Consider the following 17,621-nt stretch of genomic DNA (forward strand, 5'->3'; position numbering starts at 1 on the left):
TTTTACTGGCTGATGGTACGCGGCAATATAAACTCTACGTCGGAATTCTGGACCGACATCATCAGGCTGTTGATTACCGCCTTTATTGAAGCATTATCGTACAGAATCTCGTAAAGCCCACGGACCAGGGGCATATAGATACCGATCGCCTCGGCTTTTTCCTTCACCAACTTCAGGGTATAGATACCTTCTGCAACCTGCCCGAGCTCCGCGACGGCGTCATCCAGCTTCTGGCCCTGCCCGACTGCATAGCCAACTCGGAAATTTCGGCTCTTGGACGACGTGCAGGTCACAATCAGGTCGCCTACACCCGCCAGCCCCATAAAGGTCATCGGGTTGGCGCCGAGGCTGACGGCAAACCGACTCATTTCTGCAAGGCCACGGGTGATCAGCATGGCCTTGGCGTTCTCCCCCATCTCCAGGGCGGAGGCAAGGCCGGCGACTATCGCATAGATATTCTTCAGTGCCCCGGCGAGCTCTACACCATACACATCCACATTGGCGTAAACCCGGAAGTACTCGCAGCCCAGGAGATCCTGAACCGAGCGACGGACATCGGGATCCTTCGCGGCAATCACGGTGGCGGTCAGGTCCCGGTTAACGATTTCACCCGCCAGGTTGGGCCCGCTGAGCACACCGATGCGACAGCGGGGAATCTCCTCCTGGAGAATCTCGCTCATCAGCTTGAAGCCGTGCTCTTCAATGCCCTTGGTCAGGCTGATAACAATCTGGTCGTCGCGGAATTTATCGCAGTTTTCACGGATGACGGCCCGAAAAGCCTTGCTGGGGATGGCAACGAATACGATTTCTGCCTTGCTGACAGCATCCGCGAGGTCGGTGGTGGGCTGGATATCACCGGAGAGTTCGATGCCCGGCATATAGCGGCTGTTGACACGGGTGGTGCGAATTTCCTCGGCCTGGGCCTCTCCGCGCATCCAGAAGTGCACGCGATGGCCGTTTTCACCCAGTACCTTGGCCATGGCGGTGCCAAAACTGCCACCGCCCAGAACCGCTACATCGTGCACCGGTCCGGTTGCCCCGGTGTCTTGAGGCGTCGTTTGTTCAGACATAGTTCTTCCGTTTTGTCAGATCAGGTGTGAAACCGGCGGCGCCGTGCTCAAAGGGCAGGAGGCGTTAGCCGGGCTCTTCACATTCCAGAGCGCGCACCAGATTCTTGAATTCTTCCCTGTTTCGGTTGTTCAGGCCCATCAGCACCTTATGGGCATCGAGAACCTTGTCCCGAACCTGCTGTTCGCTGGCCCTGAGTACAGGTATTTCTTCAAGCTCTTCAATACGGGACGCGGGTTCTCGAACAATGATGAAAATCTTGTCGAACCCCATGGAAGTGATAATGCGGGTAATGTCGGGGTTGGTCGAAATCAGTGTGGGCAGGAAATGGCTCTGTTTCTGGGCCGCCATGGCTATCTTGGCAAGCAGGCCGAGCGTGGTGCTGTCGATGATCTCGGTTTCGGTCAGGTCGATCACCACGGTTTTGAACTGCGGATCCTGGGTGATGGACTCAACCAGATTGTCCAGCGTCGAACACAGGTTCAGCCGGATTTCCCCAATAAACTTCAGGACATAGATGCCCTGTTTTTCAGCTTGCAGGATCTTGTAACCAGCCATGTTTCACACTGCCACTAATTCGACGGGGTGTTATCTGATCCGTTCATGGTATCAGTTACCGACACGATAGCGATATCGTCCGGTAGCTCTGAGATCTGATCGAGATTCAGAGCTTCGCTAAGAGAGGCGATAGTGTGACGACCTCCCGATACGAGTTCAAGTAGTGTCCGTTCCTTTTCATCCAAACCTTTTTCCCGGATAACCTCCAGAATTCCATCCGAAAACAGGGTCAGATGAAAAGGTTTGTTCAGGGGTACTTCGTACACCTCCCACTCCGGCGTCTCGAACAGCCCTACCGGCAGCCCGCTGCCTTCGAGAAAAGCCGTCTCTCCTCCCTCGAAGGACAGGATGGGCATGGGGAAATGTGCACCCACTGCGTAATTCAATTTACGCTCACTCAGGGAAATGATGCCAACGAAAACGGTTACGTGTTTACCGAGGCCGGTATCCAGCAGTTCCGAGTTGATGCGTTCGAGGAATCGGTCCGGATACAGGATGTCCTCACTGGACCCCCTCCGGAGGTTTCGCTGCAAGCGGTTGGTGAGGTTCTTCAGCAGAACCGTCACGAACGCGGAGCTGGCCCCATGCCCGGAGACATCAGCGATGTACACCAGAACCTTGTCGTCGGAAATGCGGAAGTAATCCAGGAAGTCACCGCTCAGATAGAGCGACGGCTTGATCATATGGTCCACGTGCAGGCCACTCATTACCTGCTCGTGTTCAGGCAGCATTCGTAACTGGACCTTCCGGCCGGCACGCTGATCTGCCCTGAGCTCGGCAATGCCATCCCGAAGATCCCGGTTGGCCTCTTCCAGTTCCTGCCGGTACAGCTGGTTCAGGCGGTTGACCCGCACCCTGTCAAACAGTTTACCGAGTACGTCATCCAGGGCGCCCTTGTCGTCGTTGCAGGGTTTAAGGACGAAGTCCGCGGCGCCTGCCCGGAGCGCACTGACCACATCGGCACTGGATTCACTCGATGAACAAGCGACGATCGGGGTGAAGGTTTCAGCCTCTTCCAGGCGGTTGACAAGGTCCCGGATGGCCTCCGGAGACAGATCTGCAAAGATGACGTCGGGAATGTTATCGTCAAACAGTGCCTTGGCGCCGGCGAGATCCGGGTATCCCGTGACATAGAACCCCCTCGCTTCAAGGTACCGGGCGAGATCCGTACGGGCCTTTTCATCGGCGTCTATTATAAGTATGCGCTCGGTGCGCGAGGTCATGGCGACTGCCCTAAACTACCAGCGATAAACGATAAATTGGCATGATTAAGCCTATTCTGGCACGCCCCTGTGATATAACAAGGCCAGTTTTATGAAATTGGGAGATTCCATCTGATGCGACGTGCCGTTAACGATCTTCTCGGAGCCTATGACAAGTTGATCATGGATCCGGTTCACGGAGGGATTCCACTTTACCGGCACGAAATCCAGGTGATCGATCATCCGCTCTTCCAGCGACTACGCAACATCTGTCAAAACGACATCCTGAGCCTGGTCTTTCCCGGCGCGACCCATTCCCGATTCCTTCACAGCATCGGTGTGATGCACGTGGGTACGCGGATGTTCCGGTCAATGATAGACGCCTACCTGAGAGAGCGGCAGCTCAGTGAGCAGACAGACCTGAGCCTGAGCCAGCTGGATGCCATCGACTACCTTGCCAAAACCATCCGGCTCGGCTGCCTGCTGCACGACAGTGGCCATTCCAGTTTCTCCCACCAGTTCACCCAGGCCCGGCGTATTCGAGAATTGATGTCGCGGCCGGGCCGTTTCCGGGATCTCTGGCGGGGTGTGGATTATTCCACCTACCACCCGGAAGAGCCCGATGAACTGGAACACGAGCATTATTCCGTACGGGTCGCTCACGACGTACTGACGGCCGTGGATCTGGAAAGTGCTGGTCTCTATGCCCGGGATGTTATCGGCATCATGGAAACCACCGAGGTCAGGCCCAGCGAGACCTTCTGCCGTCATGCCCGGACTTTCTGGGCTTTTATAGCCGGTGAGGATGCCGCGGCGGGATCGCCCCTGAGTGAAAATATTCCGGGCCTGGTGATGGACCTCCTGTCGTCCATTGTCTCCGGCGAAATCGATGCCGACCGAGCCGACTATATGTTGCGGGATGGCTTCCACTCGTCAGTCACAATTGGCGGTTTCAACCTGGACCACCTGCTGAGTAACCTGCGGTTTGGTTGGGATGTGTCTGAACCCTGGCTGGGGCTTGCCATTACCCAGAAAGGACTGGGGGCACTTGAAGACTTCGTTTACAGTCGCCACCAGATGTACCGGAAAGTGTATGCCCACAAGACCGCGCTTGGCTTTGACTGGCTCCTGCGGGAAGCGATCAATGAGGTATTGGATGACCCGGAGAATTTCGAATGGGTGGATACCTGCCTGAGTGACATGACCTATTTTGCGGAGCTCACCGATAACTTTTTCTGGGAAGCCTTCCGCAAAGTGGCCCGCAAGCACCCGAAAAGCTTCTCTTTTTGTATTGTGAACCGGGTAAAGCTGAACCACCTGGATACCCGGGAAGACCTCTCGGCCAGGGGTATTGAGCGGCACAGCGCCTGGTTGGCCGGGGAGCTCTCTCTTAATCCGGCCCAGGTGGTGACCTGCTCCATGCGGGCGCGTTTCTCGAATATCCAGGACAATTTCAACGGTATCAAGGTACTGGTGCGCGAGCCCATTCACCGCACTCGTTCACTGAAGAAGATCACCGATGTGAGCGCCTTCTTCAGTAAATTCAGTGACGGCACCATCACCCATTTCTACACTCGCCCGGATGTCACCACCGGCAGCCAGGAATCGCTTACTGAGTAGCAGTCTCTGCATTCAGCTCGGCAACCAGTCCGCAGGCGCTGTCAAAAGCGCCTTCAACCCGACCACCGCTGAGCCAGTCGCCGGCCAGCCCGAGCCCGTAATCCGGGAACCACAGGTGGCCAGGCTGCTCTCCGCCTTCGGAGCGGGCATAAAGCCAGCGATGAGTGACAACGTCGTCTGGCCCGGCATCAAAGCCCGTCAGCTCCTGGAAGGCAGCCAGGAGTTTGTCGGCAACTTCATCCGCGGGCGCATCCACATGGTCTTCCGTCCAGGCGGGGCTCGCATGCAGAACCCACCACTGACCATCGTCCTCCCGACCGGGTTTGCTGGAGTTGTTGGCCACCCAAAACAGTGCCGGGTGCTGGCAACGCATGCCTTCATGATGAGGCCAGGGCGAGGTCGGGAAGTGCGCGGCGACGGCCCAGCACGGCAGGACCCGGCTCACCGGATCATCAAGCTGCGACGCCAATTCGTCCAGGCCACTGTCGGCAAGCAGATCCCGGGCCTGTGCTGGAGGCGCGGTGATGATCACCTGATCAAAGTCGCCAAGGGGGATGCCGGAGGTGTCCAGGAGGCGCCAGGACTGGTCGTTTCGGGCCAATTTGCCAACCCGGGTTTCAGTGACAACCGAGGCATGAGCGGACAACGCCCGGGTGATGGCGGTCATACGTGGCGTGCCCACGAAACGCGTTTCCGGAGGGAACGGCTCCCAATTACCTGCCTCTGCCTGGAAACCAAACCGGCCTTTCCACGGTCCGAAACTGTCAGTGCCGGCAAATTCACGGAGAAACGGCAGAAAATCCGGGTTTCGGGAGGTGAAGTACTGTGCACCCACATCCGCCGAACCACCGGTTACCCGCTTGGCTGCAAGCCTGCCACCGGGCCCCCGGCTTTTCTCAAAGACGGTGACGCGATGGCCGAGGCCCTGTAGTTGAATAGCCGCCGTTAGCCCGGCGAGGCCTGAACCAACAACAGCGATACGGCGTATAAGAGGCGAATGAAAGGTTTGATTAAACATGGTTTATCGTGCATCCAATTCCGGTAGTGAGATCGTACAACTCCCCATGAAACTGCTTTGGCCAGAGGGCTGAGCGTGCGATCAAGGTTCCATAAAAGAGAAAGGGCAATCAGGGTATGACCCGAATGCAGCATTGGCTTACAAACATTCTGAGGTGGTTCGACTCCGAGGCGGGTTCGGATCACATCGACACCACGTCCAGATCGTTCAATTTTTTACGGGTTATACCGTTCATAGCGCTTCACCTGGCGTGTTTACTGGCTTTCTACACCGGCGTTAGCGCCTTCGCCATCGGCTTTGCGATCGCATTTTTCCTCGTGCGCATGTTCGCAATCACCGGATTCTATCATCGTTACTTTGCCCATAAGACGTTCAAGACCAGCCGCCCTGCCCAGTTTGTGTTCGCCGTTCTCGGCGCCAGTGCTGCCCAGCGCGGACCATTGTGGTGGGCCGCTCACCACCGGCATCATCATCAGCATTCCGATGATGTTCAGGACCTCCACTCGCCCCATCAAGGCGGCTTCTGGTGGTCCCACATGGGCTGGTTTACCTGTGACGCCGGCTTCGCCACCGACGAACGCCGGGTTCGCGATTGGCTCAAATTCCCCGAGCTGAAGCTGATTAACAGGTTTGATGCGCTCGTGCCGGCCCTGGCCGCGGTGAGCATCTACGCTCTTGGTGAGGCTCTGGCGGCCTGGGCGCCGGGCCTGGGAACGAACGGTTTGCAGCTTCTGGTCTGGGGTTTCTTCGTATCAACGGTGGTGCTGTTCCATGCCACGGTCTCCATTAATTCACTCTCCCACGTCTGGGGCAAGCGCCGGTTCGAGACATCGGACGACAGCCGTAACAACTTCTGGCTGGCCCTGCTTACGCTTGGCGAGGGCTGGCACAACAACCATCATCGCTGGCCCCAGTCTGTGCGTCAGGGGTTCCGCTGGTATGAAATTGATATCACCTGGTATGGCCTCTGGCTGATGTCCAAGCTGGGCATCATCTGGGAGCTGAACCCTATCCCGAAACACATTCAGGAAGAAACACGCGAGCTGGATAGAATGAGGAGGAGCAGACAATGACAACCGCCTCAAAAATCGAAGTAGGTACGCGTAACTCGGCGGTGCCGGCAACGCTCGACAATTTTCGGGCGCTGTTCAATGAACTCGATAAGGGCAATCTCAACAAACTTTCCCGGGTTTACAGCGAGGATATTCGTTTTCAGGACCCGCTGAATGCGGTTCAAGGGCTTGATGACCTCACACATTACTTCGCTGAGGCCTACGCCAACGTTATTTCCTGTCGCTTCGAGTTTGGTGACGCTGTGGTGCAGGGAGAGTTTGCTGCGCTGCCCTGGGTTATGTATTTGCGACACAAGCGCATTCGCAAGGGCCGGGAGGTTCAGGTTCAGGGCATGAGCCACCTGGAAATCCGGGATGGCATGGTGTGCTACCACCGGGACTACTTTGACGCAGGGGAAATGCTTTACGAAAACCTGCCTGTCGTTGGCAGGGTCATTCGCTGGATCAAGGATCAGGCAGGATGAGTGATCGACTTCAGGAAACCTCGAACATCTGGATTACCGGAGCCAGCTCAGGCATTGGCGAATCCCTTACCCGTGCTCTTGCTCGCGGCGGTCACCGCCTTGTGATTACCGGTCGACGCCAGGGAGTCCTCGAGGAGCTTGCCTCTGTTGCGCCCGAGCGGATCATTCCGGCTGCAGCAGACACCACCAGCAAGGAAGATCTGCAAGCCATAGCCGGGACACTGGAGAATCACGGCGACCTGAACATGGTGATACTCAATGCCGGCACCTGTGAGTATCTCGAGATTGCCCATTACAGCAGTGATGTAATCGAAAAGAACATACACACCAATGTAATCGGCACGGCCAGGTGCCTGGACATCGCCCTGCCCGCCCTTCGCCGCAGCCGGGCAAAGGGACAGCCGGCTACCCTGGTGATCGTTAGCTCCTCGGCCTGGTGGTTTCCCTTCGGCCGGGCAGAAGGTTACGGCGCCTCCAAGGCCGCTCTGACCTACTTCGCCCATGCCCTCAGGGCGGATCTCGCCGCAGAAGGTATCGACGTCGTCGTGGTGTCACCCGGCTTTGTGAAGACTCCGCTGACCGACCGCAACGATTTTCCCATGCCTTTTCTGGTCTCGGCAGAAGATGCGGCGGAACGGATTGTAAGTGGCCTGGCGCGTGGTAAGAACGAAATAGCCTTTCCCAAGCGTTTCACCTGGATGTTGAAAGCGCTGGGCGCCCTTCCCCGGCCTCTGATCGACCGTATGTCGGCCTCCATGGCCCGAAAAAGCAACACCGAACAGGAAAATAATGGATGAGTAGTGAACGTCAGCGAATTGCTGTCATTGGGGCCGGCGTTTCCGGCCTCACGGCTGCCTGGCTTTTGGCCGAGAAACACGAGGTTCAGATTTTTGAGGCCGGCGACTATGCCGGCGGCCACACCAACACAGAACAGGTTGAGGCCGGTGGTCGAACCTGGCCGGTGAACACGGGGTTTATTGTGTTCAACGACTGGACGTACCCCAACTTCATCAAATTAATGGAGCGGCTTGGCGTGCCATCGGAAGTCAGCGACATGAGCTTCAGCGTGGATTGCAGTAGCACCGGCCTGCAATACAACGGCACCAGCCTGAACACCCTGTTCGCCCAGCGCCGGAACCTGTTCAACCTGCCGTTCCTGAAAATGGTGCGGGAGATTCTGCGCTTCAACAAGGAAACACGGGCAGACCTTGAAGCGGGAAACATCAACAATGAGGAAACCCTTGGCGAATATCTGAACCGAAACGGTTATTCCCGTTACTTCCGGAACTACTACATCGTGCCCATGGGTGCGGCCATCTGGTCAGCGCCGGAGATTATTCTGGAACAGTTTCCCATCAGGTTTTTCCTGCAGTTCTTCAACAACCACGGCATGCTGTCCGTGGATGACCGACCCACGTGGCGGGTGATTTCAGGCGGTTCCGCCCAGTACGTGAAAAAGATGATGGAACGCCTGGGGGATGCCACGCACCTGAACAGCCCTGTCGACAGGGTGGTCAGAGATGAGAGCGGGGTCACCATTTCGGCAAAGGGCGAGGATCATCACTTCGACCAGGTGATCTTCGCGTGCCACAGTGACCAGGCGCTTGCCATGCTTGCAGAGCCAACTGACAAGGAGCGGGATATCCTGGGCGCCATGGCGTACCAGAACAACGATGTGGTGCTTCATACCGACAGCAGCGTGTTGCCGGACAATCGCCGCGCCTGGGCCGCCTGGAACTACTTTATCCCGACCCACAGCACGGAACCTGTCTCCGTTACCTACAACATGAACATTCTGCAGAACTTCCACGATGCTCCGGAAACCTTCTGCGTGACCCTCAATCGCAGCCGCGATATCGATCCCGACAAGGTGATCAAGCGCTTTGAGTACGCTCACCCGGTGTTCACCCTGGATGCGGTGGCCGCCCAGGAACGCTACGAAGAAATCGGCAACCAGAATCGCACCCATTACTGTGGCGCCTACTGGTTCAACGGGTTCCACGAAGACGGTGTCCGCAGTGCGCTGCGGGTAACCGAGGCCTTCGGGGTGGAGCTTTGACCATGAACAGCCAGTGGCTGGAGGGTACTGTCCGGCACAGACGGAAGTACCCGGTGCAACACGAATTCAGCTACAGCACCGGCATCCTGGCCCTGGACACCGATGAGTGGGGCAAGGTTGCCGGGATCAGTCCGCTTTTCTCCCTGGAAGGATTCAACTGGATCTCCCTGAAGCGCAAGGATTACTTTCGCCCGGAAACCGACGACCTGTCGGTGGCTGTTCGCGATCACGTGGAAGAAGCCACCGGCTGGCGCCCGGACGGGGAAGTGGAGCTGATTACCCACCCCCGCTACTTCGGCTATGTGTTCAATCCTGTCAGTTTTTATTTCTGCTATCGGTCCGGGGAATGTCCCGCCGATGGTGTGGTTCCCAAAGTGATCGTTGCCCAGATTACCAACACACCCTGGCACGATCGCCATGCCTATTGTCTGGAGACCACAGGAGCGGAACCCAACCAGGCCGGTTGGCGCACCGAGCAATTTGGCTTCAGCAAGCGCTTTCACGTGTCGCCGTTCAATGGCATGAACCAGCATTACGAGTGGACATTCAGTTTCCGGGGCCCGGAGCTGAGAATCCACATGAATGTTCTGGAGGAAGGTCGCAAGCATTTTGATGCCACCCTGGTAGTCCAACGCACCCCTCTCAATCGTAAAGATGTGCACAGAAGTCTTCGAAAGTTTCCGCTAGAGGCGTTCAAGGTTGTGGCAGGCATTTACTGGCATGCGCTCCGTCTCAAGCTGAAGGGGGCACCGTTTTACAGCCACCCGGACAAACTGCCCGAAGACGACAGTGCCTACCGCCGTGGGCACGATGATTCCGGGCTGGATGTCACCAGCGCCGAGACCAATGACAAGATTCGTGGAAGGGTAAGCTCATGGAGAACCTGAATACTTCGGTTGAAAACACCTCATCCGGCTCCGGCAGCCTGCCGGCCCTCAGCCGGTTTGCGAGGACGCTGGTGATTCAGCAGCTCCGATTACTGGGCGAAGGCCAGCTGACGGTCAAGGAATCCGGGTTTGAAGACCTGGTATTCGGAGACGGCAATAGCCAATACCAGCCTGCCGAACTCATTGTCCATGATCACAGTACCTGGCGGGACCTGCTGACCGGCGGCAGCGTTGGCGCAGCAGAGGCGTATGTGGCCGGTGACTGGTCGACGCCAGATCTGGTTGCCCTGCTCCGGTTCTTTACCCGGAACGTCGACCGCATGAACGAGTTTGAAGACCGGTTCAGCTGGGTTACCAAGCCGGCTCTGAAAGGTTTGCACTGGCTGAATCGCAACACCAAGGAAGGCTCCCGGAAGAACATCAGTGCCCATTACGACCTGGGCAACGACCTGTTCGAGACCTTCCTCGACCCGACCATGATGTATTCCTCGGCTATCTACCCGAGTGCCGAATCCACTCTCGAAGAAGCCGCTGTCCACAAGCTGGACACCATCTGCCAGAAACTGGATCTCCAACCGGGTGACAAGGTGATTGAAATCGGCACCGGCTGGGGCGGTTTCGCGATCCACGCTGCCAGGCATTACGGCTGCCACGTGACCACGACGACCATTTCCAGAGAGCAGCTGGAGTTGGCGCAAGAGCGAGTTCAGAAGGAAGGTCTGGAAGACCGTATCACCCTCCTGTTCGACGATTACCGTGATCTTGAGGGCCAGTTCGACAAGCTGGTCTCCATCGAGATGATCGAGGCCGTTGGCCCGCAGTTCCTGGACAGCTACTTCTCCCAGATTAACGCCCTGCTCAAGCCGGATGGTCTTGCGCTTGTACAGGCCATCAACATGCCGGAACAGCGCTACCAGAGGGCCCTGAAGAACGTGGACTTCATCCAGCGCTTCATATTCCCCGGCAGCTTTATTCCTTCGTTCGGAGCGATCCTCGAATCGGTTCGCAAGGAAAGCAAGCTGGTGCTGACCCATGCCGAAGACACCGGTTTCCACTATGCCCGTACACTTCGTGACTGGTGTGACCGCTTTATGGCCCAGCGCGATAAACTGGAGTCAATGGGTTACGACGAGGCATTCCGACGGCTGTGGCACTTTTACTTTGCCTACTGTGAGGCGGGCTTCAGCGAACGCGCCATTGGCGTGGCTCAGCTGGTGTTCGCCAAGCCCGGCAACAAACGCGAGAATATCTTGAGCGTATGATTGCGTCAGAAACGGCTCGTAACGTACTGAACTTCCTGCTTTTCCAGGCGGGGTGGTTTGCCTGTGTGTTCTATCCGGGGCTGATCGGTGCCGGGGTCGTCGTGGTGTTTCTGATCCTGCATTTCGTGCTGGTCAGCCAGAACCGGGTGACCGAATTGCAGTTCATTGGCCTGGGCACCGTGGTTGGTTCCGTTCTGGACGGCATCTGGTTCCAGACCGGTACTCTGGACGACGGCACCGGCCAGGTGATGCTGACCCCGCCGTGGCTGGTGGCCATCTGGGCCATTTTCATGACCACCCTGAGCCATTCTCTGGACTGGATCAGCAAGAAGGCGTGGCTGCCGTTCGTGCTTGCGCCCTTCGCCGGCCCATTCGCTTACTGGTCGGCAAGCCAGCTCGGTGCAGTGCAACTGCCGGAATTGATTCCCTCGCTGATCGCACTCGCATTTGGCTGGCTGGTTGTTTTCCCACTGCTCTTGTTCGCCCGTAAAACGCTTTATCCGGAGCTGGTGCGATGAGAAACGAAACCGTGATGGTTACCCTTGCCCTGATGGCTGCTTCTTTGCCAGCGGTAGCTCAGGATTTCCGCTTCACCGGTACCGCGACCACTGACAGCGGTAGCGTCATCTACGAGGAGCGCCATGCCGTTAGCGGCACCTGTGAGGATGGAATCTTCCGGCCTCAACAGCACGATGTGGCCTATCACAAACCGGATGCAGAGGAGTCGTTCGCCAGTAAGGCGCTGGAATATGACGCCTCGGTACTGCGCCCGACCGTAGACTTCTCTCAACCGACGTTCGATGAAAAAATGGAGATAACCTACCCCGAACCGGAGACCCTGCTAATTAATTGGCAGACGCCCCGCGGCGACTCGGAGAGGTTCGAGGTAGCGTACCCGCCAAATACCGTTGTGGATGCGGGATTCGACAACTTTGTCCGCCAGAACTGGCAGAGTGTGGTTGCCGGCGAGCCCGTGGAATTCCGGTTTCTGGGGCCTACCCGGGGCGAGCACTATGGCTTCGTGTTGGAACGGGCCGATAACGACCGGTTGGATGCCGACCATGTGGTCCAGATACGCCCGACCGGCATGGTGCTGAGGTTCCTGGTGGATCCGATTGTGTTGGGTTATAGCAACTCCGGTGCCCTTTCCGATTATCTTGGCCTGAGCAATATCCGGAAGAATCAGGACGAGAATTATACCGCTCATATCCGCTATTCCGTGGATACCTACCCGGATTGTGAACTGACCCCCTGAAACTGTCTGCCCTGCCAGGGCAGACCCCGGGGGCCAGTATGTTAAACTCCGGCAGGAATCAACGCCGGAGAGTTTTTTGCAATGATGTTCGTCTCTTTCAACGTCAACAGTATCCGTACCCGCCTGCACCAGCTTGAGGCCGTTATCGACGCCCTGGCTCCCGATGTTATCGGTCTTCAGGAAACCAAGGTTCAGGACGCAGACTTTCCGGTCGAGTCGATCCGCGAGCTTGGCTACCACGTGCATTTCCACGGCCAGAAAACCCACTACGGCGTTGCCCTGCTCTCAAAGGCGGAGCCGGAAGAGGTTGTCAAAGGCTATCCCTGGGACGGCGAGGATTCCCAGCGTCGGCTGATTACCGGCCATTTTACCGTCAATGGAGAAAAACTGACGGTGATTAACGGCTATTTTCCCCAGGGCGAAAGCCGTGACCATCCGGTGAAGTTCCCTGCCAAGGAAAAGTTCTACGCCGACCTGATGCGCTACCTGGATGAGCTGAAGCAGGCCGGCGGCCATGTGGTGGTCATGGGTGATATGAACATCTCCCCAACCGACAAGGACATTGGCATCGGCGCGGACAACGCCAAACGCTGGTTGCGCACCGGCAAATGTTCCTTCCTTCCCGAGGAACGGGAATGGCTTGGCCAGGTTGAAGCCCGTGGTTACACCGATGTGTTCCGACACCTCCACCCCGACGAAGCGGACACCTTCAGCTGGTTCGATTACCGCAGCAAGGGCTTTGAGCGCGACCCCAAGCGGGGCCTCAGGATCGACCTGATCATGGCCAGTGACAACCTGCTGCCCAAAGCCCGGCAAGCTGGTGTTTCCTACGACATTCGCGCCATGGAACGGCCGTCCGACCATTGTCCGGTCTGGGCGAGCTTCGAACTCTAGGGGCTGGCCCGGCGCGACATGAAAAAAATCAAAACCCGCGACCGTATTCTGCAGACAAGCTTGGCGCTGTTTAACAGCGTCGGCGAGCCCAATGTCACCACGCTGCTGATCTCCGATGAAATGGACATCAGCCCGGGCAACCTCTACTACCATTTCAAGAGCAAGGGCGACATTGTCGAGGAACTGTTCGACCAGTATGAGCACGACATGGTGGATCTGCTGGCGGTCCCGGAAGATGCCGACATCAGTCTCGACCAACAGGGATTTTTCCTGCATCTGCTGTTCGAGACCGTCGCCCGCTACCGGTTTCTCTACCAGGATCTGGTGAACGTTTTGTCCCGCTACGACCAACTACAGGTCCGGTTCAAACGCATCCAGAAGAAGAAAACGGTCGCTTTCAAAACCATTTGCGAAAGTTTCCGGCGCCAGGGAATCATGGCGATTGAAGCGGAAGAACTTGAATCTTTGTGTGAACAGCTAACTCTAACTGCCTGTTACTGGAGCGCTTTTGATACTCTGTCACACCTGGATGACAGGGAATCAGTCGATCCGGGCCGCGGGGTCTACCAGATGATGCACCTGGTTATTCCCTACCTGGAGCCCGACCATCGGGAGGAAGCCCGGCTGATGAGCCGGGACTATCTCTGAGTGGTGTTACTATTCCTCTTCATCGTCGCCGGCACGATTGCGCAGGCGGGCGAGTTCTGATTCAAGGGCCTCAATCCTCCGCTCCAGGGACTCGATCTCTTCCCGACGGTGGATCCCCAGACGTCTCAGTGCCCCGGATACCCGTTCATCAAACATGTGCTCAAGCCGGTCCCAGGTGCCAGTCGCACGTTCGCGAACGCCTTCAACCCGGTCCTCCACGGACTTGATCTGCTTTTCTACCACGCCCCGGGTTTTGTTCTCCAACTGCTCACCTTCCTGAACGAGACGATCGAAGAAACGGCCAGTGTCCTCTTCGGCCTTGGTGTAGGCGCCCAACCCGGCCAGCCAGATCTGGCGGGCGGAACCCTTGATTTTTGCCGCCAGTTGCGGATCATTCTCCGGCTTATTGTCGTTCTCGTCAGACATGTAACAACCTCGGGGGTACGGATATTTCTCTCGGAAGCCTATTGTATTACAGCTTTGGCCGGATTTCAGTCGGGCTGTAAGCCGCACAATGAAAGGCCGCAGTATAAAGACGTATCCGATATGAAAAAATGTTTTCAAACGAAAGTCGCTCTCGCTTGAAGTGTTCAAAATATAGTCAATACTTCCCAATACCGGCGTCCCTGCTGATGCCGGTTTGTCTGGAAGTCTTTCATGGATACTACTCGCACGCCTCTGCCCGGCATCCTTTGCCGGGCTTTTTTTGGTATTATTGCCCCAAGATATATGCTTATTCCCGAATCAACCACATCTAACGTTCGGAGTATCAGATGATTGAAATCGCGTGGAGTAACTTCACCCCCTGGTCCGCACTGGTGGGTGGCATTCTGGTGGGCATTGCTGCAGCCAGTTTTCTGCTTCTGAATGGGCGGATTGCAGGCATCAGCGGAATTCTTGGCGGCCTTCTTTCACCAGCAAAGGGCGATATAGCCTGGCGGCTGGCGTTTCTCGTCGGGCTGATTGGCGCTCCGGCAGTCTGGATACTGGCTACTGAACTTCCCCCCATTGAAATCAAGGCCGGCTACCCAGCGCTGATTATTGCAGGGCTTTTAGTGGGTGTCGGCACTCGATACGGCTCCGGCTGTACCAGTGGGCATGGGGTTTGCGGCCTCTCGCGGCTTTCTCTTCGCTCTCTGGCAGCCACCCTGAGCTTCATGGGTGCCGGGTTTGTCACTGTCTACGTCATTCGTCATCTCCTGGGAGCCTGATGCCATGAAATTTTCCCTTGCTTCCCTGTTTGCCGGCCTGGTGTTTGGTCTTGGCCTCATCGTCTCCGGTATGGCAAATCCCGAGAAAGTGCTTGGCTTTCTCGATATCGCTGGTCTCTGGGATCCGTCACTGGCCTTTGTGATGGGTGGCGCCATCATGGTGGGCTTCGTCGCGTTTGCCGTAGCTCGCAAGCGCACCCTTTCTTTCCTCGGTTATCACATGAAAATGCCAGCCAACACCCACATCGATAAACGGCTGATCCTGGGCGGTCTGACCTTTGGTGTTGGCTGGGGCATTGCTGGTTTCTGCCCGGGACCAGGGGTGGTAGCGCTCGGTGCCGGTGAAATCAAGGCGGCGGTGTTTGTGGCGGCCATGGTCGCGGGCATGGGCATCTTCGAGGTGATTGAGCGCAGCCGAGCGAAAGCCTGATCAGTTTCTGTTAAATTCCCTGCCGTCACTCTGACACAGCCCGGAGGCTGTGCGATCATGGCGGCAGCTCCATTACCCGATTCGGAGAAGACATCCATGGATATCAGAAAGATTGATGACAACATTTCGGTAGCGCCCCAGATTTCAGTCGAAGACGTGGCAGAAGCCGCAAAGCTGGGCTTCAAGACCCTGGTGGCAAACCGCCCCGATCAGGAAGAGCAGGGCCAGCCGGCAATGGCGGAGATTGAAGCAGCTGCCCGGGAACAGGGCCTTGAATGGGTCTACATGCCAGTGGAGTCGGGCAACATCACTGATGACGACGTAAACCGCTTCGCACCTATGATCCGGGACGCCGAAAAACCCGTACTGGCATTCTGCCGCTCCGGAACCCGCTGTACCGTTCTGTGGGCACTGAGTGCGGCCCGAAACACGTCAGCCAACGAAATCTTTACCAAGGCGCGCAACGCCGGTTACGACATTTCCGGCCTTGCACCAAGGATGGCACAGCAGGCCGCCGAAAAAGGCTGACAGTCCAACCGCCTAATCAACGTTCAGGATCCACCGCATGCAATACAAAGGTTCAGAGAATTTCAGCCACAACCAGCCTGACCGATTGGGGGTGCTGGTCACCAACCTGGGGACCCCGGACGCCCCGACCACCTCGGCACTCCGGCGCTACCTGGCTGAATTTCTCTCGGACCCGCGTGTCGTGGAGCTGCCAAGGCCTCTGTGGTGGCTGATCCTGCACGGGGTTATCCTGCGCATTCGCCCCAAGCGCAGTGCAGAGGCTTATTCCAGCGTGTGGCAGCCGGAAGGCTCTCCCCTGCTGCTGCACACCGCAAAGCAGGCTGAGGGCATCCGTGAGGCGCTCAAGCGCAAGTATGGCCCCAATGTGGTCGTCGGGTTTGCCATGCGTTATGGCAACCCCTCGATCGCCCGGGTTCTGGATGAGATGCAGGAACAGGGTGTGCGGAAACTGCTGGTTTTGCCGTTGTATCCGCAATACTCCGCCTCCACATCTGCATCCACCTTCGATGCCATCGCCAAAGATTTCACCAAGCGACGCTGGCTGCCGGATTTCCGGTTTATTTCCCACTACCCGGATTACCCGCCTTACATTGAGGCCATGGCGCGCCATATCGAGGCGCATTGGGCGAATCACGGGCGCAACCAGAAGCTGGTGCTCTCCTACCACGGGGTGCCACTGAAGTACCTGACCAAAGGCGATCCATATCACTGTGAGTGCCACAAAACCTCACGACTGCTGGCGGAACGGCTCGGTCTGAGCAAGGAAGACTACATGACCACTTTCCAGTCCAGGTTTGGCAAGGAAGAGTGGCTCAAGCCTTACACGGATGAAACCCTGAAATCGCTGCCAGGCAAAGGCGTGAAATCCATCGATGTTTTCTGCCCCGGCTTCTCATCAGATTGCCTGGAAACCATTGAGGAAATTGACGAAGAGAACCGCGAGTACTTCATGGAAGCCGGTGGCGAAGGATTCAGCTATATTACCGCGCTGAACGCCACGCCGGGGCATATCGAAGCCCTGGTGAAACTGATCGAAGAGAACCTGGAAGGCTGGCAGTTGCCGAAGAACGAACCTGAGGCTCTGTCTGCCCGTCAACAAAGAGCCGATGAGCAGAAAGAGATGATTTATCCGGGCCGGGATCTCTGATCTGACCCAGGCTCACTACCGGGGCGGCATCAGCTGCTCCGGCCTTTCCCCTTCTCCTCAGCATCTGCGGAGAGATCTGGTACAGACTGGCAGAACGTGCACTCTTCTGTATCCACCGCTGCACCGCCGGCCTCCACGTAACGCACCTTATGACTCGCCTTGCCCCGATTGGCGGACACAGAAAACTTCCGATCGCGACGTTCGGCTGAACTGGAGTCAGGTGACTCAAGATGTTGAAAGTCGGTCATAACAAGCCCTCGAAGAATCTGTGCTCTGATGATGAGGGTTGACTGGCCC

21 protein-coding genes are annotated in these 17,621 nt (G+C 57.0%); 15 read left to right on the forward strand and 6 right to left on the reverse strand.

The window, feature by feature from the left end; translation table 11 throughout:
- Positions 1-2 precede the first annotated feature (2 nt).
- The 3 genes from ACO06L_RS03715 to ACO06L_RS03725 all read right to left on the reverse strand — a co-directional run bounded on the left by ACO06L_RS03715 (position 3) and on the right by ACO06L_RS03725 (position 2,849).
- Positions 3-1,070, reverse strand: coding sequence for an NAD(P)H-dependent glycerol-3-phosphate dehydrogenase (locus ACO06L_RS03715; protein ID WP_202347590.1), 1,068 nt, complete (start codon positions 1,068-1,070; stop codon positions 3-5).
- Positions 1,071-1,134: 64 nt separating this feature from the next.
- The gene (locus tag ACO06L_RS03720) at positions 1,135-1,626 is read right to left on the reverse strand and encodes an STAS domain-containing protein (protein WP_064230439.1); all 492 of its coding nucleotides are present in this window, start codon (positions 1,624-1,626) and stop codon (positions 1,135-1,137) included.
- 14 nt (positions 1,627-1,640) lie between these two features.
- Positions 1,641-2,849, reverse strand: coding sequence for a PP2C family protein-serine/threonine phosphatase (locus ACO06L_RS03725; RefSeq protein WP_202347591.1), 1,209 nt, complete (start codon positions 2,847-2,849; stop codon positions 1,641-1,643).
- Between the two features lie 114 nt (positions 2,850-2,963).
- Between ACO06L_RS03725 and ACO06L_RS03730 the strand changes: the two genes are divergently transcribed.
- Positions 2,964-4,448: an HD domain-containing protein gene (locus ACO06L_RS03730; protein WP_064230441.1), complete on the forward strand. Its 1,485-nt coding sequence runs from the start codon at positions 2,964-2,966 to the stop codon at positions 4,446-4,448.
- On the opposite strand, the gene ACO06L_RS03735 is transcribed toward ACO06L_RS03730, so the two are convergent.
- A complete protein-coding gene (locus ACO06L_RS03735; protein ID WP_202347592.1) occupies positions 4,438-5,466 on the reverse strand; it encodes an NAD(P)/FAD-dependent oxidoreductase in 1,029 nt (342 codons plus the stop codon). The genes ACO06L_RS03730 and ACO06L_RS03735 overlap by 11 nt on opposite strands.
- A gap of 116 nt (positions 5,467-5,582) precedes the next feature.
- Here ACO06L_RS03735 and ACO06L_RS03740 point away from each other — a divergent pair, with 116 nt between their 5' ends.
- The 10 genes from ACO06L_RS03740 to ACO06L_RS03785 all read left to right on the forward strand — a co-directional run bounded on the left by ACO06L_RS03740 (position 5,583) and on the right by ACO06L_RS03785 (position 14,008).
- The gene (locus tag ACO06L_RS03740; protein ID WP_202347593.1) at positions 5,583-6,539 is read left to right on the forward strand and encodes an acyl-CoA desaturase; all 957 of its coding nucleotides are present in this window, start codon (positions 5,583-5,585) and stop codon (positions 6,537-6,539) included.
- Positions 6,536-7,003, forward strand: coding sequence for a nuclear transport factor 2 family protein (locus ACO06L_RS03745; protein WP_202347594.1), 468 nt, complete (start codon positions 6,536-6,538; stop codon positions 7,001-7,003). Before ACO06L_RS03740 ends, ACO06L_RS03745 begins: the two co-directional genes overlap by 4 nt.
- Positions 7,000-7,800, forward strand: a complete 801-nt coding sequence (locus tag ACO06L_RS03750) for an SDR family NAD(P)-dependent oxidoreductase (RefSeq protein WP_202347595.1) — start codon at positions 7,000-7,002, stop codon at positions 7,798-7,800. The genes ACO06L_RS03745 and ACO06L_RS03750 overlap by 4 nt, the downstream gene beginning before the upstream one ends.
- Complete coding sequence (locus ACO06L_RS03755) at positions 7,797-9,062, forward strand: NAD(P)/FAD-dependent oxidoreductase (RefSeq protein WP_202347596.1); 1,266 nt, start codon at positions 7,797-7,799, stop codon at positions 9,060-9,062. Before ACO06L_RS03750 ends, ACO06L_RS03755 begins: the two co-directional genes overlap by 4 nt.
- Before the next feature lie 2 nt (positions 9,063-9,064).
- Positions 9,065-9,949, forward strand: a complete 885-nt coding sequence (locus ACO06L_RS03760; RefSeq protein WP_202347597.1) for a DUF1365 domain-containing protein — start codon at positions 9,065-9,067, stop codon at positions 9,947-9,949.
- Positions 9,937-11,211 carry an SAM-dependent methyltransferase gene (locus tag ACO06L_RS03765; RefSeq protein WP_202347598.1) on the forward strand — a complete coding sequence of 425 codons (1,275 nt, stop codon included), beginning with the start codon at positions 9,937-9,939 and terminating at the stop codon, positions 11,209-11,211. Before ACO06L_RS03760 ends, ACO06L_RS03765 begins: the two co-directional genes overlap by 13 nt.
- Positions 11,208-11,729: a DUF2878 domain-containing protein gene (locus tag ACO06L_RS03770; protein ID WP_202347599.1), complete on the forward strand. Its 522-nt coding sequence runs from the start codon at positions 11,208-11,210 to the stop codon at positions 11,727-11,729. Before ACO06L_RS03765 ends, ACO06L_RS03770 begins: the two co-directional genes overlap by 4 nt.
- A complete protein-coding gene (locus tag ACO06L_RS03775) occupies positions 11,726-12,466 on the forward strand; it encodes a hypothetical protein (protein WP_202347600.1) in 741 nt (246 codons plus the stop codon). Before ACO06L_RS03770 ends, ACO06L_RS03775 begins: the two co-directional genes overlap by 4 nt.
- Positions 12,467-12,547: 81 nt before the next feature.
- Positions 12,548-13,360, forward strand: a complete 813-nt coding sequence (gene xthA, locus ACO06L_RS03780; RefSeq protein WP_202347601.1) for an exodeoxyribonuclease III — start codon at positions 12,548-12,550, stop codon at positions 13,358-13,360.
- An 18-nt stretch (positions 13,361-13,378) separates the two neighbouring features.
- Complete coding sequence (locus ACO06L_RS03785; RefSeq protein ID WP_202347602.1) at positions 13,379-14,008, forward strand: TetR/AcrR family transcriptional regulator; 630 nt, start codon at positions 13,379-13,381, stop codon at positions 14,006-14,008.
- Between the two features lie 9 nt (positions 14,009-14,017).
- Here the strand turns inward: ACO06L_RS03785 and ACO06L_RS03790 are convergent, their stop codons facing one another.
- Positions 14,018-14,434, reverse strand: coding sequence for a phasin family protein (locus ACO06L_RS03790; protein ID WP_104322630.1), 417 nt, complete (start codon positions 14,432-14,434; stop codon positions 14,018-14,020).
- A 347-nt stretch (positions 14,435-14,781) separates the two neighbouring features.
- Here ACO06L_RS03790 and ACO06L_RS03795 point away from each other — a divergent pair, with 347 nt between their 5' ends.
- The 4 genes from ACO06L_RS03795 (at position 14,782) to hemH (ending at position 17,324) form a co-directional block, all read left to right on the forward strand.
- Positions 14,782-15,219: a YeeE/YedE family protein gene (locus ACO06L_RS03795; protein WP_202347603.1), complete on the forward strand. Its 438-nt coding sequence runs from the start codon at positions 14,782-14,784 to the stop codon at positions 15,217-15,219.
- A 4-nt stretch (positions 15,220-15,223) separates the two neighbouring features.
- Entirely contained in the window at positions 15,224-15,649 is a 426-nt protein-coding gene (locus tag ACO06L_RS03800; protein WP_202347604.1) for a YeeE/YedE family protein, read from the forward strand.
- A 96-nt stretch (positions 15,650-15,745) separates the two neighbouring features.
- Positions 15,746-16,177 (forward strand): TIGR01244 family sulfur transferase, encoded by a 432-nt coding sequence (locus ACO06L_RS03805; protein WP_202347605.1) that lies wholly within the window; start codon positions 15,746-15,748, stop codon positions 16,175-16,177.
- Positions 16,178-16,214: 37 nt separating this feature from the next.
- Positions 16,215-17,324: a ferrochelatase gene (gene hemH / locus ACO06L_RS03810; protein WP_064230456.1), complete on the forward strand. Its 1,110-nt coding sequence runs from the start codon at positions 16,215-16,217 to the stop codon at positions 17,322-17,324.
- Positions 17,325-17,353: 29 nt separating this feature from the next.
- On the opposite strand, the gene ACO06L_RS03815 is transcribed toward hemH, so the two are convergent.
- Entirely contained in the window at positions 17,354-17,572 is a 219-nt protein-coding gene (locus ACO06L_RS03815) for a hypothetical protein (protein WP_202347606.1), read from the reverse strand.
- Positions 17,573-17,621: the final 49 nt, after the last annotated feature.

This window comes from Marinobacter sp. (assembly GCF_965229985.1).
GTDB lineage: Bacteria > Pseudomonadota > Gammaproteobacteria > Pseudomonadales > Oleiphilaceae > Marinobacter.